The 14744-nt window shown below is 68.6% G+C and carries 18 protein-coding genes, 1 tRNA gene and 1 pseudogene; 17 read left to right on the top strand and 3 right to left on the bottom strand.

Annotation, left to right across the window (positions count from 1 at the left end; genetic code table 11):
- Positions 1-548: 548 nt before the first annotated feature.
- Positions 549-1343: an NUDIX domain-containing protein gene (locus ACZ5NH_RS36035; RefSeq protein WP_468781357.1), complete on the top strand. Its 795-nt coding sequence runs from the start codon at positions 549-551 to the stop codon at positions 1341-1343.
- Here ACZ5NH_RS36035 and ACZ5NH_RS36030 read toward each other — a convergent pair.
- Entirely contained in the window at positions 1327-2460 is a 1134-nt protein-coding gene (locus tag ACZ5NH_RS36030; RefSeq protein ID WP_468781355.1) for a helix-turn-helix domain-containing protein, read from the bottom strand. The two genes, ACZ5NH_RS36035 and ACZ5NH_RS36030, sit on opposite strands and share 17 nt — an antisense overlap.
- 348 nt (positions 2461-2808) lie before the next feature.
- Here ACZ5NH_RS36030 and ACZ5NH_RS36025 point away from each other — a divergent pair, with 348 nt between their 5' ends.
- The 15 genes from ACZ5NH_RS36025 to ACZ5NH_RS35955 all read left to right on the top strand — a co-directional run bounded on the left by ACZ5NH_RS36025 (position 2809) and on the right by ACZ5NH_RS35955 (position 11527).
- Positions 2809-3159 (top strand): SCO3933 family regulatory protein, encoded by a 351-nt coding sequence (locus tag ACZ5NH_RS36025; RefSeq protein WP_468781353.1) that lies wholly within the window; start codon positions 2809-2811, stop codon positions 3157-3159.
- A 3-nt stretch (positions 3160-3162) separates the two neighbouring features.
- Positions 3163-4515, top strand: a complete 1353-nt coding sequence (locus ACZ5NH_RS36020; RefSeq protein WP_468781351.1) for an FtsK/SpoIIIE domain-containing protein — start codon at positions 3163-3165, stop codon at positions 4513-4515.
- Between the two features lie 82 nt (positions 4516-4597).
- Entirely contained in the window at positions 4598-4804 is a 207-nt protein-coding gene (locus tag ACZ5NH_RS36015; RefSeq protein WP_450580843.1) for a hypothetical protein, read from the top strand.
- A gap of 2 nt (positions 4805-4806) precedes the next feature.
- A complete protein-coding gene (locus ACZ5NH_RS36010) occupies positions 4807-4992 on the top strand; it encodes a hypothetical protein (protein WP_189708727.1) in 186 nt (61 codons plus the stop codon).
- A 76-nt stretch (positions 4993-5068) separates the two neighbouring features.
- Entirely contained in the window at positions 5069-5740 is a 672-nt protein-coding gene (locus tag ACZ5NH_RS36005) for a DUF2637 domain-containing protein (protein ID WP_468781349.1), read from the top strand.
- Positions 5741-5758: 18 nt separating this feature from the next.
- Positions 5759-5950, top strand: coding sequence for a mobile element transfer protein (locus tag ACZ5NH_RS36000; RefSeq protein ID WP_030610028.1), 192 nt, complete (start codon positions 5759-5761; stop codon positions 5948-5950).
- Between the two features lie 13 nt (positions 5951-5963).
- Entirely contained in the window at positions 5964-6119 is a 156-nt protein-coding gene (locus ACZ5NH_RS35995; protein WP_468781347.1) for a hypothetical protein, read from the top strand.
- Positions 6120-6143: 24 nt separating this feature from the next.
- The gene (locus tag ACZ5NH_RS35990; protein ID WP_468781345.1) at positions 6144-6461 is read left to right on the top strand and encodes a SpdD-like protein; all 318 of its coding nucleotides are present in this window, start codon (positions 6144-6146) and stop codon (positions 6459-6461) included.
- Between the two features lie 90 nt (positions 6462-6551).
- Complete coding sequence (locus tag ACZ5NH_RS35985; protein ID WP_468781343.1) at positions 6552-6731, top strand: hypothetical protein; 180 nt, start codon at positions 6552-6554, stop codon at positions 6729-6731.
- Positions 6732-6735: 4 nt separating this feature from the next.
- A complete protein-coding gene (locus ACZ5NH_RS35980) occupies positions 6736-6978 on the top strand; it encodes a hypothetical protein (protein ID WP_468781341.1) in 243 nt (80 codons plus the stop codon).
- Positions 6975-8027 carry a DNA cytosine methyltransferase gene (locus tag ACZ5NH_RS35975; RefSeq protein WP_468781339.1) on the top strand — a complete coding sequence of 351 codons (1053 nt, stop codon included), beginning with the start codon at positions 6975-6977 and terminating at the stop codon, positions 8025-8027. The genes ACZ5NH_RS35980 and ACZ5NH_RS35975 overlap by 4 nt, the downstream gene beginning before the upstream one ends.
- A complete protein-coding gene (gene repSA / locus ACZ5NH_RS35970; protein ID WP_468781337.1) occupies positions 8024-9397 on the top strand; it encodes a replication initiator protein RepSA in 1374 nt (457 codons plus the stop codon). Before ACZ5NH_RS35975 ends, repSA begins: the two co-directional genes overlap by 4 nt.
- Before the next feature lie 11 nt (positions 9398-9408).
- Entirely contained in the window at positions 9409-9582 is a 174-nt protein-coding gene (locus tag ACZ5NH_RS35965; protein ID WP_078972537.1) for a helix-turn-helix transcriptional regulator, read from the top strand.
- A complete protein-coding gene (locus ACZ5NH_RS35960; protein WP_468781335.1) occupies positions 9579-10952 on the top strand; it encodes a tyrosine-type recombinase/integrase in 1374 nt (457 codons plus the stop codon). Before ACZ5NH_RS35965 ends, ACZ5NH_RS35960 begins: the two co-directional genes overlap by 4 nt.
- Positions 10953-11146: 194 nt before the next feature.
- On the top strand, positions 11147-11527 hold the full coding sequence (locus ACZ5NH_RS35955; protein ID WP_468781333.1) for a DUF6083 domain-containing protein: 381 nt from the start codon (positions 11147-11149) through the stop codon (positions 11525-11527).
- Between the two features lie 183 nt (positions 11528-11710).
- Here ACZ5NH_RS35955 and ACZ5NH_RS35950 read toward each other — a convergent pair whose 3' ends face one another.
- A complete protein-coding gene (locus ACZ5NH_RS35950; protein ID WP_468781331.1) occupies positions 11711-12940 on the bottom strand; it encodes a S53 family peptidase in 1230 nt (409 codons plus the stop codon).
- Between the two features lie 783 nt (positions 12941-13723).
- Positions 13724-13795, bottom strand: a tRNA-Arg gene (locus ACZ5NH_RS35945).
- Between the two features lie 140 nt (positions 13796-13935).
- On the opposite strand from ACZ5NH_RS35945, the pseudogene ACZ5NH_RS35940 reads away from it, so the two are divergent.
- Positions 13936-14439: pseudogene (locus ACZ5NH_RS35940) on the top strand (response regulator); the annotation flags it as partial.
- Positions 14440-14744: the final 305 nt, after the last annotated feature.

Genomic DNA, 14744 nt, shown 5'->3' with positions numbered 1-14744 from the left:
GCCAGTTCTACCGGGGCTCCGCTTCTCGCGTCCGGCGTCTTTCCAGATCAGCCCTCACTTGCGGCCACGACCCGACCCGTAACTTCATGGCCTTGGCCTAAAGCCGTGGAGCCGGCCGCCCCAGCCACGACGGTGTTCTGACCTCGGCGGGCCGTCTCACGCTTACCCCGGCCTGGTCTTCGCCCCCTTGTGGGCGCGGACGGGCGACGGCGCGCAGCCCCGGTGACGAAGGCAAGGAGGGGCGGCGCGCCGTCGCCCGTCCGGCGCCGCCGCGCTGTGCGCGGCACCTCCGATCTGTGATCGGACTGCTTGCAGTTCAGGAGGCCGGGAGCAACGGCGAGCGAAGCGAGCCCTTGATGATGTAGGGAAACTCCCACCGCGCTACGCGTGGGCGCGTGGGCGTGTCAAGCATCAGATGGGATCCGACAACGCGTGGGCGTGTCCGGACGCTCCCGCGCTGATCCGCGGCACCTACTCACGTGAGTACCTGCACGGCTACGCTGAGGGGGTTAGTTGATACTTGACACGGCGGGAGCGTGCTTAGAGGGATGGGACCGAAGTCGGAGCGGGTCTACCGCACGATTCGTGAGTGGATCACAACAGGCAAGTACCTGCCCGGCACCAAGCTCCCCTCCGAGCGCAACCTGACCGAGGAACTCGATATCGGTCGTACAGCACTGCGGCAGGTGCTCGCGCGGCTGGTCGCTGAGCGCGTCATCGAGGTGCATGGCCGCAGCTCCTACCGCGTGCCAAATCGCTCGGTCACCGTTGAAGCCCCCGGCCACCTGGAACCCTGGCAGATCCACGGTGAGCGGACGCTGTATGACAACCGGTGGGTGAAGCTGTCCCTGGTTGATGTCGAGCCGCCGGGCGTCGAGCGGTTCGAACATCACGTCGTGCGCCTCCATCACGTGGCTATCGCTGCCGTCCTCGATGATCAGGACCGAGTCCTCATGCTCTGGCGCTACCGCTTCGTGCCTGAGTCGTTCGGCTGGGAGCTGCCCGGCGGGATCGTGGACCAGGGCGAAGACGCTGCCCAGACCGCCCTTCGTGAGGTCGAAGAAGAAACCGGCTGGCGTCCTGACTCGCTCGAACACGTCGTGACCTATCAGCCCATGGTGGGCATGGTCGACTCGCCTCACGAGATCTTCGTAGGGCGTGGTGCCAAGCACGTTGGCGACCCGACAGACGTTGAAGAAGCCGGTCACGTGGCGTGGGTGCCGCTCGCGGATATTCCGGGGCTGATGGAACGTGGCGAACTGATGGGATCAGGAACGCTCGTCGCGCTCCTTCATGTCCTCGCTTCGCGTGCCGCCGGCTCGTCGCCTACAACCGCTGCGTGAGCTGTTCGATGCGTCGCCGGTGCCGGACTGATCCGGTCTGGCTGGCGAGCAACCGAGCCTCCCGAAGGTGCGCATGAGCCTGGTCATACTCGCCTCGTGCGAGGTGTGCTTGGGCGAGATCGCACCGTAGGCCGGCTGTCGCTCTCACGAACGTCGGATCGACGGAGTCGAGGGCGACATAGAGGCCGTCCACTGCATCGTCGTCTCCTAGCTGGGCTAAAACGTTCCCGTGCCATCGAGCCAAGTGTCCTTCGTTCAGAAAGATGCTCAGCATGTCCGGGTCCCGCGCTTCTTCCCCTGGTGGCAAGAGGCGGGCGGCGTTGTCCAACGCTCGGCGGCAGTCGTCGGGCATCCCGGCTTTGGCGCAGATCTCCGCTTCCGCCGCGTAGAGCCAAGCTTGCAGCCGGGGCGACATCACCGCTCCGCCTACACGCTGCGCGTCGCGTACAAGCTCGACGGCCATTGCCGGCCGACCGGCGTCGCACAGCACGTACGCCTGCTCGGCCGTGGCATGCGCGAGATACATCGGCTCATCGGCTTCTTGAGCTGCGCGTTTCCCTAACTCGTAGTGCCTCCAGGCGCGTTCGACTGCACCCGCATCAAGGGCTTGCCACGCTGCTAGCGTCGCCGCTCCGGCTAGTGCACGGGCAACAGGGCGCCGCGTCTCTGGAAGCACAGCAAAGGTCAGTGCGTCTTCCAGTGTCGCCAGGTGTCCGGTCATCTGATCAATCAGGCTCGCCGCACCCATCTGCCGGTCGACGGTCCGCAACAGCTCGGTCTGATCCATGAACGTCTTGACCATGGTCAGGCTGACGCTCCGCGACGCATCTATCCGAGCAACGAGATCGTCATAGCCGTCAGTCTGGGTAGCTTCCCGCGGCGCCGGGGGCCTTCCGTGAAGCTCGTCATCGGTGACGCCGAACAGGGCCCGGAGGATCTTCGAGTACCGCTCGCTGATCGGCCGTTTGCCGTTCTCCCACTCCGAGACGTAGACGCGCAGGCTCGCCGTCGACGCGACGGTAAGCATGTGGTGGCGGGCGAAGTTCTCGATCTCGCGAATCAGCCTCTCTTGCGACCATTCGCGTGCTGTCCGTATCGCTCGGAGCCCACCAGTCACGTACACCGCCCTGCATGTGGTTTCTGCTTCCCAACAGCAGCATGCCTCACGTTGGCGCAGGTCGGGAGGGGTTAACCCCAACCTTAACCAGGCTCCCGTGAACCTCTGTTGACTACCGCCGAGTTGAACTGCGGAGTTCCCTAGAAGTGTCACCAGATGGCGATTTGAAGAAGCCAGAAGATGACACCGCTTGACATCTGGTGCGCACCAGATGCAATCTACTGGTGCGCACCAGATGGGAACGCAACTACCCAGGGCCGTAGGCCCGTTGGGTCCAACCAAAGCACAGGAGCGGCGACCCACCGCCAAGCAAGTACGCCGCTCCCGTCCCTCGAAGGGAACTCCATCATGCGACAGATCCCCGTCGACACGAACGGCGCGACCCTGATGGTCGCTCAGCCTCCGCAGACGAAGATGAAGGACAAGCGCAACGGCGTGATTGCCACCGACCGGGACACCGGTCACACGCTCGTGACCGTGGACGTGCTGTTCGTGATGAACGGCAACGCGGAGGTTGTCACGGTGACCGTGGCGGAGCCAGACATCTCCGGTGAGCTGGCCATGGGCACCCCGGTTGCAATCACGGGCCTGGTGGCCGTGCCGTGGGAGAACGAGTTCAACGGTCAGAAGCGGCACGGGATCTCATTCCGTGCGGTTGCCGTCACCTCGTTGGTCGACACCTCCGTGAAGGCGGCCTGAGCCATGACGTGGCTGACCGTCGCTCTGGTGCTGGTCGTCGCCGCTGCGGGTCTCCTGCGGTGGCGGCGCCCCGCCTGGTACTGGCTCACCTTCGGTGTCACCCTGGCGAGTCTGCGGGTCCTGGTCCGTTACGCGTCCGTCATGGACGCCTGTGGGCTGACGGTTCCGCCCTCGCGCTGGCGCCTGGTCCTGGCTCGGGCCGCGAATCGACCGGTTCCCGGTCCCCGCGCCCCGCGCATCCTGCGTCTGCGGCCCACCCGGACCGGGCTGGTGCTGCGGCTGGGGCTCCGTCCTGGTCAGGACGCGTTCGACGTGGCCGCCTCGTGTGACCGGTTACGGCATTCGTTCGCCATGTACGGCGTGACCTCGCGGGAGGTGCGTTCCGGTGTCGTGGAAGTTCGGATGACCGGCTATGACGTGCTCAAGCGGGTGCAGATGCCGGCCAAGGTCGACACCCGTCCGATGCGGATCCCGGTCGCGCTGCGGGAAGACGGTGCGGTCCACTACCGCGATTACCGGGCTGTGCCGCATGGGCTGACGCTCGGTGCCACGGAGTCCGGCAAGTCCGTCTACCAGCGCAACGTCGTCGTCGGGCTCGCCCCGCAGCGGGTTGCCCTGGTCGGGATTGACTGCAAACAGGGTGTGGAGCTGTTCCCGCTGGCTCGCCGGTTCTCCGCGCTCGCCGACAACCCCGACACCGCCGCCGAACTGCTCGATGCCCTGGTGTCCCACATGCAGGACGTCTACCAGGTCATCCGCGCCGAACAGCGCGTTGCCGCCGACGTGCCGGATGCGGAGATTGCCGCCGACATCTGGGACCTGCCGGAAGACCTCCGCCCGCTGCCCATCGTGGTCCTGGTCGACGAGGTCGCCGAACTCGCACTGAGCACCAAGAAGAACGACCCGCGCCGCGATCGCATCATCAAGGCCCTGGTCCGCCTGGCCCAGCTCGGTCGGGCCGCCGGCGTCTACCTGGAGATCTGCGGGCAGCGCTTCGGCTCCGAACTCGGCGACGGCATCACCATGCTCCGTGCCCAGCTCACCGGCCGTACTGCCCACCGCGTCAACGACCAGTCCAGTGCCAACATGGCCTTCGGCGACATCGCCCCGGACGCCGTCCTGGCCGCGATCCAGATCCCCACCGACATGCCCGGCGTCGCCATCACCGGCGACTCGACCGGCGGCTGGGCTCGCATCCGCGCCCCGCACACCTCGCTGCGGCAGGCCGTCAACATCTGCAACCGGTACGCCGACATCACACCGGACCTGCCCGCCCTGGCACCGTTCCGGCCGGCGCTCGTCATCCCGACGCCGGGTGAAGCCCCGGCCGTCGAGTCCATCCCGGCCACTGCCTGATCCCTCCCGCTCCACGGTTGGCGCGACCGCATCGCGTCAGGTCCCTACCCGAGCCATGCCCGAAGAAGGGAGATCGCCCGCCATGTGCCCCGACTGCGAGGACTTCACCCGCACCGTGGTGATGCTCGGCGACCTGGCCCTGTACGCCGACAGGACCGGCGCTGACCAGGACTTCATCGACACCGTCGGCCCGTGCCTGGCGGCGTCGCTGCCCGAGCCGCCGCCCGGCACCTTCCCGCCCGGCTACGACCCGAACGACGGCCCAGAGTACCCCGGCGAGGGGTGGTGACCGTGCCGACCGCGAAGAAGCCCGCCGCCCGCCGCAAGCCCCGGCCGAAGCAGTGCCCCGACTGCAACGGCACCGGCGAGATCACCGAAACCGTCCGAGTCGGCGCCCGTAAGGGCCGTGCCACCGACGACCGGCAGACCGGGCTGTGCCTGACCTGCTGGGGATCCGGCGAAGCAACCACCGACTGAACCCCTGCCGGGGCTGGGCGGCCGGACCTCGATCCCCGCCCCGCCCCTGGCCCAACCCGCAAAGGGAGGTGACGACATGACCCGCTCGATCCGCCCGGACGCCGTCCTCGTACAGGCCGTGATCGCCGGCGCTCTGTCCTTCGCCCACCTTCACGACCTGGCCGCCGCTGCCGGACAGTCCGGCTGGAAGGCATGGGCCTACCCGATCAGCGTTGACCTGCTCCTGGTCGCCGCCTGGCGTCGGCTGCGCAACAGTGGCCCGTCCCGGCTGGCCTGGTGCTGGTTCCTGATCGCGCTGTTCGCCTCGCTCGGGGCCAACGTCGCCACCGCCGGCTTCCTCGACCTGGCCGACCCGCCCGCGCTGCTCCGCCTCGGCATCGCCGGATGGCCCGCGCTCGCCTTCCTCGGCGGCACCCTGCTCGCCCACTCGGCCACCGACCCGGCACCGGTGACGGCGGCTCCTGTCCCGGCCACTGATCCGGCTCCTGAGTCCGGCTCCGAACCGGAGTCCGTTCCGGAGCCGGTAGCCGCCGCCGACGACACCCCGGCGCTACCCGCCGCCGACCCGGCCCCCGCCCCTGCTCCGGCTCCCGAGGTGGCGGTCCCGGCTCCGCTGGTCGCTCACGCGCGCAAGGTCGCCGCCGACCACGAGGCCCGTACCGGCTCCCCGATCGACACCGACACCCTCCGCGCCCGCCTCGGCGTCCCCGCGCCCATGGCCGACGCCATCGCCGCCCAACTCGCCTGACAGACAAGGAGTTCAGCCATGCCCATGCGCGACTTCTTCCACTCCGTGATGCAGATCGGCCCGGTGCAGATCGGCACCCACCGCGACCGCCACGGCCAGACCAAGCACGCCGCCGTGTGCACCTCCGACGACTGCGGTTGGTCCGCCGACTACTCCAGCCAGTCCGCCGCCCAGCTCGCCGCCCGCACCCACCGCTGCCGCGTCCGCTAGGAGACCCACCGCCATGCAGGTCCCGCTCTGGTTCGCCCTGCTCGTCGTCGGCTACCTCGGCGTCAAGCTCATTCGCCCGCCGGCCTGGCTCATCGCCGTCCTCCTGCTCAGCGGCTTCCTCCTCGCCGACAGCGTCCTCGCCCCCGCCATCAACGGCCTGATCAAGTAACCCCGCTCGGAAGGGAGTCCCACCATGCTCCGCCCGAAGATCCCGACCATGCCCACCCCGACCGGGCACGTCACCCCGCCCGCCGCCGTCGAGCCGACCGCCATCGTCCCCGGCGTCCAGACCCCGCCGGCCGCACCGACGATTCCGGCGCCGTCCCGCCCGGTGGTCCAGCTCACCCCCGGCACCGTGCTCGCCCTCGTCGGCGGCGGCACCGCCGTCGTCCTGGTCGTCGGCGCCGTCCTCGTCTCCATGCTCCTGGCGGTCGCCATCACCGGCGCCTCGGTCGCCGTCGTCGCCGTCGTCCTGCGCTCGCTGCTCGCCTCCGAGACCAAGCGGCGCTGACCGGCCCCCGGAGCGGCCTCGGTCGCCAAACTGCCGCCGCTCCGGGCGCCTCCCCTTCCCGATCCACGGACCAGAAAGGCACGGCCCATCATGCCCCAGAGCAACCCGAACATGCCGATCTGCCGCGACTGCGACGGCTTCGCCACCGTCGCCATCGACACCGGCACCCGCCACCTCGACGGCACCCGCGTCACCCTCCGCGTCGACTGCCCGACCTGCAAGGGCACCGGCCACATCCGCCCCGCCGCCCTCATCCGCGCCGGGAGGTGACGACATGAGGACCCTCACGACCTCGGCGCACCTGGAGCCGGACACTGCCACCCGCGTGAACGTGTTCGCTCCCACGCCCGACGATGACGGCTTCGTCAGCCTCCGCATCGGCGGCGAGTTCATCGACGTGGCGCTGATCGCTCGACCGGGAACCGCCAACGCCCTGCGCGCTCTGGCCCGCGCCGCTGAGGAGGCCGCCGGTGCCCTGGACGCCATCACCACCGACGCACCGGCGGTGACCGCATGACCGTCCTCGACCTCTTCGCTGGCCCCGGCGGCTGGTCCGAGGGACTGCGCGCCCTCGGCTTGACCGACATCGGTATCGAGATCGACCCCGCCGTCTGCGCCACCCGCGCCGCCGCCGGACACACCACGATCCGCGCTGATGTCGCCGACTACCCCACCGAGCCTCTCCGCGGGAAGGTCACGGGGCTGATCGGCTCCCCGCCCTGCCAGACCTTCAGCGCCGCTGGCCTGCGTGCCGGGAACACCGACCTGCCCCTGTGCCATCAGGCCCTTGACGACCTCGCCCGCGGGAGCGACACCCGCGCCGTGCTGCGAGCGGCCTGCGTCGACCCGCGCTCCCTGCTGGTCGTCGAGCCGCTGCGCTACGCCCTCGACCTGCGTCCCGACTGGATCACCCTGGAGGAAGTCCCCGCAGTGCTGCCCCTGTTCGAGCACACCGCCCGTCTCCTGGCCGGCGTCGGCTACTCGACGTGGACCGGCGTCCTTAACGCCGCCGACTTCGGCCTGGCCCAGACCCGCCGGCGCGCCTTCCTGATCGCCTCCCGCACCCGCCCCGCCACGCCCCCGGAGCCCACCCACGCCGACGGCGGAGCACCCGCCGACCTCTTCGGTGAAGGTCTCCCGCCATGGCGGACCATGCTCGACGTCCTGGGCGGCCCGCCCGCCCTCGTCGTCACCCGCGGGAACCACACCACCGGCGGCAGCACCTTCCCCACGACCGGCCCGTCCTGGGCGGTCACCGGCCGCGCTCGCTCCTGGCTGCTCAAGGTCGGCAACCGCCCGGTCGTCACCCGCCGCCTCGGCCAACCCGCCCCGACCCTGCTGTTTGGCAAGGTCCTCAACGACATCTCCTGGATCGACTCCGAGGGCACCCCCATCCGCCGCGTTGCCGTCCATGAGGCTGCGGTCCTCCAGGGCTTCCCCGCTCCCTACCCGTGGGCCGGCTCGCGCACCAAACAGTTCGAGCAGATCGGCAACGCCGTACCCCCGCCGCTCGCCACCGCACTGCTGCGGCGCCTCGTCCCGACCGCGCTGGAGGTGGCCGCGTGACCGACACCGCAACCTTCGCGGGCCTGGACCCGATCACCCTGGGGGACCTTCTCCGGGTGGCCGGGCTCCCCGGCTTCGACCGATGGCAGGACCAGATCAAGCGCACCGGCGGCTGCGCTGACCCGATCCACCTGCGCGGCTGGGTCGTCCACAAGGACAAGGTCACCGGCGAGACCCTGCACCGCTACAGCACCGAGAACGAGCCCGGCGGACGGCTCCGCGTCGCCTGCGGCAACCGCCGGGCCTCCCGCTGCCCCGCCTGCGCCTGGACCTACGCCGGGGACACCTACCACCTGATCCGCGCCGGGCTCGCCGGCGACCCGGACAAGGACATCCCTGGCACCGTCCGGGATCACCCGCGGGTGTTCGCCACTTTCACCGCGCCCTCGTTCGGCCCGGTCCACAACCGGCCCGACCGTGGCGCCTGCCGCTGCGGTGCCCACCACCCCGCCGACGACCTAGCCCTGGGCACGGCCCTCGATCCGGTCACGTACGACTACGCCGGCGCGGTGCTCTTCAACAACCATGCGGGTGAGCTGTGGATGCGCACCATCAACCGGCTCCGCCGTGAGATCGCCAAGCGGGCCGGGCTGACACAGCGCGAACTCGCCGAGACCTGTCGGCTGTCCTACGGCAAGGTCGCCGAGTTCCAGAAGCGCGGCGCTGTCCACTTCCATGCCGTGATCCGCCTCGATGGGCCCGACGGAGCCGACTCTGCCCCGCCGTCCTGGGCCACCACTGACCTGCTCACCGATGCCATCCGCGCTGCTGCCGCACACCCGTACAGCCGCGTCAGTGTCCCCGCCGCCGGCGACCAACCCGCCCGCACCTTCCAGTGGGGCCGACAGCTCGACGTACGGCCCATCAAAGCCTTCGGGGACGGCTCCGACCTCACAGAACAGGCCGTCGCCTCCTACGTGGCCAAGTACGCCACCAAGGCCGCGGAGAACACCGGCACCCTCGACCGACGCATCGGCGAACTCGCCGAACTCGACCGCCACGGCGTCCCCGACCACGCTCGGCGCCTGATCACCGCGTGCCGAGACCTGGATGAGCTGTACCCGGACCGGCGCCTGTGGGCCTGGGCTCACATGCTCGGCTTCCGCGGCCACTTCTCGACCAAGTCCCGCCGCTACTCAACCACCCTCGGCGCCCTCCGCCAGACACGCGCTGACTTCCGCGCCGCACAGGAACGCGCCGCCCTCGGCCTGGACGAACACGAGCCGGACACCGTCCTCGTCCTCGCCGACTGGCAGTACGCCGGACACGGCCACACCCCCGGCGAATCCGTCCTCGCCGCCACCATCCGGCGGGACCTCGAACTCAACCGCGAAGCCGCACGCGAAGCCTTGGAAGGAGAACTGGCGTGAAAGACGAGCTGATGACCGTTCCGGAAATCCTCGCCGAACTCAAAGGGATATCGCGCCGGACCTTCTATCGCTGGCGAGAACTGGGGCAGGCTCCACGAGCTTTCAAGCTGCCCAACGGCGAACTGCGCGTGTGGCGCAGCGACTTCACCGCGTGGCTGAACAGCCGAGAGAGGGCTGCGGCGTGAAGTCACTCGACGTCAAGGTCTGGAGCGTTCGGAGGAGAAACACCAAGAAGTCGTCCTATGACGTCCGATGGAGAGTCGCCGGCAGGGTGTTCTCCGAACAGTTCCGAACCAAGGGCCTCGCGGACCACTTTCGTTCCAAGCTTCTCCTTGCCACCCGTGAGGGCGAAGAGTTCGACACGGTGACGGGGCTGCCTGACTCGCTGGCCGAAAAGGAACCTTCGAAGACCTGGTATGCCTTCGCCCTGGACTACCTGGCGATGAAGTGGCCACACGCGGCACCAAACACGCGCAACGGGATCAACGAGTCGTTGACCGCCGTGACGATGGCTCTCCTCGACGATCGCCCGGGACGTCCGTCTGATGACGAGCTCAGGAAGGCGCTTCGTAACTGGGCTTTCGTGCTTCCGGGCCCGGAGGATCGCGACTTACCGACCGAGGTCGCCAACACGTTGCACTGGGTCGCCAAGGCGTCGCGCCCTCTCTCTGACCTTGGTGACCCTGCGATCGGTAGGGCTGTGCTGGACTCCCTCAAGCTGAAGCTTGACGGAACGGCTGCAGCGGCGGAGACCGTACGGCGCAAGCGACGGACGCTCGTCAATGCAATGCACTACGCAGTAGATCTAGGAGAGTTCAAAGAGAATCCGATCACGGGTATCCGCTGGAAGAAACCGAAGGTGGTCGGGGAGGTTGACCCCCGAGTAGTGGCCAACCCTGAGCAGGCGCGTTCGCTGCTTGCTGCCGTCTCGTACGTCGGTGGGTACCGCCGTGCGCGTGGTCGTCGACTCGTCGGCCTGTTCGCTTGCATGTACTACGGAGCCTTCCGCCCCGCTGAGGCTGTCGGCCTCACTAAGGCAGACCTGAAACTGCCAGAGACCGGCTGGGGGACAGCCCTGCTGAATCGGACGCGGCCCAGTGTGGGCAAGCAGTGGACGGATTCCGGCGAGACCCACGACGACCGAGGTCTCAAGAACCGGCCGGCCGAAGAAGTCCGGCTGGTACCGATCCCGCCCCAGCTCGTCGTCATCCTTCGGCAGCACCTCGACACGTTCGGGACTGCCGAGGACGGACGATTGTTCACCAATGAGCGTGGGGGAGTGGTCGGCTCCTCGACGTACTACCGTGTCTGGCAGGAGGCTCGGGCGTTGGCGCTCCCGCCGGCCGCGGTCGCTTCGCCACTCGCTTCTCGGCCGTACGACCTCCGACACTCGGCGCTGTCGACCTGGCTCAACTCCGGAGTCGACCCGACCGAGGTTGCCGAACGGGCCGGGAACAGCGTTGAGGTCCTACTGAGCCGTTACGCCAAGTGCATTGATGGGCGGCAGGAGATCGCCAACCGCAAGATTGAAGAGCTGTTGCGCGAATACGAGTGATCACGCTCAAACGGCGCCAGCCCCCAGCCCACACGGGCCGGGGGCTTCGTCGTGTCTCAGCCGCATTCCGGCAGCCAGTGGTTGCTGGGTGCACCTGCCGCGTCGTGTTCTGTTTCAGCGATAGGCGATTTTCCCAGGAGTCCTGTCTGATTCGCGGTCTACGTATTTGCGGCTGGCCTGTCGACCCTCTCGGTATGGGGGCTTCTGAGGAATGGTCGCGTCGGCTTGGTGGTGGGCGGTCCCGGTGCCCGTACTGCGGGCTGTTGGGGGACCGGGTTTTGACGCTTGAGCAGGATTGGGTACTCCTGGAGCCGGACATGGCCCCGCTGGCCCATACAGTGCCGGCGGAGCATCGGTGGATAGAGTTGTCCGATGGGCGGGTGACCGTCTACGGCGTGTGTCCGCCGGATCAGTTCCAGCGGTGCCGAATCGAGCACCGCCTGGCCTGCCCGGCACAGTCGCTGCCGGATCTATGGCCGTGGCTGACGGCCCTACGAGGTGAGAACGCTCGGCAGGCGGAACGGGACGAGCCGGAGCCGCCTCCGCCCCCTGAGCGGTGGCCGGACGCCGGCTGACGGGCACTCGGAAAATGCCGGGGCTGACCAGAGGGAATGCCCCAAGATCCTGTCCACGAACAGTCCACAGACCCCGTCACGCGGCCACTTCCGGCGGCGTACGTCTGCGGGTATGAGCCGCCGTCTCGGCGCGGGGCCCGGCAGTGGTACGCCGGGCGCCCGCGCCTCGGGGACAGGTTGCGGTCAGCCCGCCTTGGCGAGGGCCGGGACGAAGCGGGCCGCGTCGATCGTTCCGACACCGGTCGCCATGTCGTAGCCCTTTACCGCGGTGTAGCCGGTGACTCCCGCGTAGCTGTTGTTCGTGCCGTCCTTTACGTCCACGATCCCGGTGGACGGGTTCGACGAGGACTTCGCGTACAGGGAGTACAGCGCCTTGTGGATGTCTCCCAGCCGGTGCCCGGCAACCTGGTCGGCCAGGGCCACGATTCCTGCGAAGAGCGGGCTGGCCTCGCTGGTGCCGACGTAGACCTCCCAGCCGACCCGCTTGGGGTCGTAGCTGGAGTACACCCATCCGCCGCCCTTCAGCGCGGCGGACATGGAGACGTCCGGGGTGCTGCGGTGATTGCCGGCCACCCCGTTCTGATACGAGGGACGGGCGAAGACGTGGGACTGGCCGCCGCCGCTGGCGCCGTGGTCGTTGTAGACGCTGTCCGGCGCGGTGCGGTTGCCGTTGGCGTCCAGATGCAGCTGGGTGCCGCCGACCGAGACCACCAGGGGGTCGTCGGTCGGCCAGGCGTTGACCCTGTACGGATAGGTGGTCTGGCCGTTCGAGGTGGTGTCGGTGGGTCCGCTGTCGCCGGAAGCGTCGGTGACGGTCACACGGTGCTTGGCCGCGTCCTTGTAGGCGTACCGCAGGTTCTGGATGCTGGAGAAGTCACCCTTGCTGAAGCCGGGGAAGTTGTTCTCCGCCACGCCCCAGCTCTGGCTGATCACGTCGCCCACGCCGCGGTCGATGAGCGATTTCTCGGCGTCCATGACCTCTCGCAGGCCGGTGGTGCCGTCCCCGATCCGGCCGACTCCGGTTTCCGCCAGGACGATGTGCGCGTCCGGGGCGACGGCATGCGCCATCTCCACGTCGAGGGTGGTCTCCCCGGCCCAGCCGAGCTGGTCGGCGTCGCTGGGATTGAAGCGCGGGACGTTGCCCCACTTGACCACGTCGACATGGGTGCTCTTCATGCCGAACCGGGCGCTGTAGACGTCCAGGTCCTTCTGGATGGTCGGCGAGCCGAACGGATCCACGATCACGATCGTGCGCCCCTTGCCGGTCACTCCTGCCTTGTACAGCGGGTTCAGGTTGTACGCCTGCCGGTACTGGAGCGCGTTGTAGCAGTCGAACCCCCACTTCGCCCGGCACTGCGCAGTGGTCATCAGGCTGCCGGGCGCGCTCTTCGATTGCTGTCCGGCCGCCGGCACGGGCTTGACTTCTTGCGCCGGTCGCCCGGGTGCAGCGACGGCGACGGAACCAGACAGAAGCCCTGCTATCGCTCCGAAACTGGTGAGGCTGGTGATCCAGGCTGCGGCGACCGCGGTGCGCCGCCGCGCGTGAATCCTGCGCATAGATGCTCCTCGTAGTGGACTAGACCATGCTCGGCCGTGGTCTGCGATCCCACCGCGAGGCCGTCCGTGAGGCAAGGGATTGACCCTGTGTGGCTTGTCACTGCTTCGTCCGCTTCGATCACCTATGTCCATGCCGAGCGCGTCCCGCACGGCCTGGGCAACCCATCGAGGGCGCGCATGCCGGCCTGGCTGTCGCACAGCTTCAGTCCAGGTGGCAGCGGGACTTTCGCGTGTTGGGTTGCCTCCTGCGCAGTCGCGACTGGTTCGATGCCCGCTGTGTCGGTTTTATGAGATAGCTCGGCTCTGACCGCTTCATGAGATACGTCACGGTCTGGCCTCCGAGGAGGGGGCGACGCTTGAGCGGGATCGGGTGCCGCTGGAGCCGGGCATGTGCCACGCGCCCACTTGGTGCCGAGCGGAGCGGTTGATGGCGTCCGAGCCCTCGGAGGGGCGCCGGATGTAGCTGACGGTCCGTCGAATGTGGCGGCTGACCTCGGCGGACGCTCCAAGATCCTGTCCACGAATAGTCCACAGACCCCGACATGCGGCCGCTCCGCACCGCATACGCCTGCACATACGCGAAGACCCCGGCCTCAGCGTTTCCGCTGGTGACGGGGTCTTTGGGCACCTCATACAGGGTGCCCCCGGCAGGATTCGAACCTGCGCACACGGCTCCGGAGGCCGTTGCTCTATCCCCTGAGCTACGGGGGCGTGTCGGGTGCGGAGCTTCTTGCTCGCGGCGACGGACAGAACATTAGCAGGTCCGGTGGAGTGATCAGGAACCCGTTTCCGCTGGGGCTGGTCGGGGCGGGTCCACTGGGTGTCGGAAGGGTCCCCTGTACGGGGTGGAAGTGGGGAAAACCCGGACGCGGTGGCCGGTCCGGACCTACTCTCGACTTGTGCCAGGCGCCTCGGGTCGGGTGCTTGTTGTGGACGACAACAAGGTCATCCGGCAGCTGATCAGGGTCAACCTCGAACTGGAAGGGCTCGAGGTCGTGACCGCGGCCGACGGTGCCGAGTGTCTCGATGTGGTGCATCAGGTGCGGCCCGACGTCGTGACGCTCGACGTGGTCATGCCCAGGCTGGACGGCCTGCGCACCGCCGCCCGGCTCCGCGCCGATCCCCGTACGCACCATCTGCCCCTCGCCATCATCAGCGCGTGCACCCAGTACGAGGTCGACACCGGACTCGACGTCGGTGTGGACGCCTTCCTCGCCAAGCCCTTCGAGCCCGCCGAACTCGTACGCCTCGTCAAGCAGCTGATCGAGCGCGGGGGCGGGGATGACGGGGGAGACGGGGGAGACGGGCATGAGGGAGGGCACCGTGGTGGGGGCGGCGACGGAGAGGGTGGCGGGGACGGGGATGGGGGCGGTGGCTGTGGTGCCGAGGGAGACGGGGGCGACAGCAGGGTTTCGGGAGGTGTCGCCGACGGGATCTCCGATGGCGTACCGGGTGGGATTCCGTCCGGCGGCTAGTCGGCCTGCGATCGGTGGGGCGTCTGCGTGGCCAGGGATCCGTCCAGCGGCTGGTCGGTCAGGGATCGGTGGGGCGTCTGCGTGGCCAGGAATCCGTCGGGCGGCCAGGTGGCCAGGGGCCGGTCTCGGCGGGGCGCCCAGGTGGCCAGGGATCTCGGGGGACTCCGGGGCAGGGCGGAGTGCCG

The sequence above is a fragment of the Streptomyces sp. NPDC031426 genome, from assembly GCF_055581585.1.
Note: the sequence above shows the minus strand (reverse complement) of the source record. Positions and strands in the feature narration are given on the sequence as shown.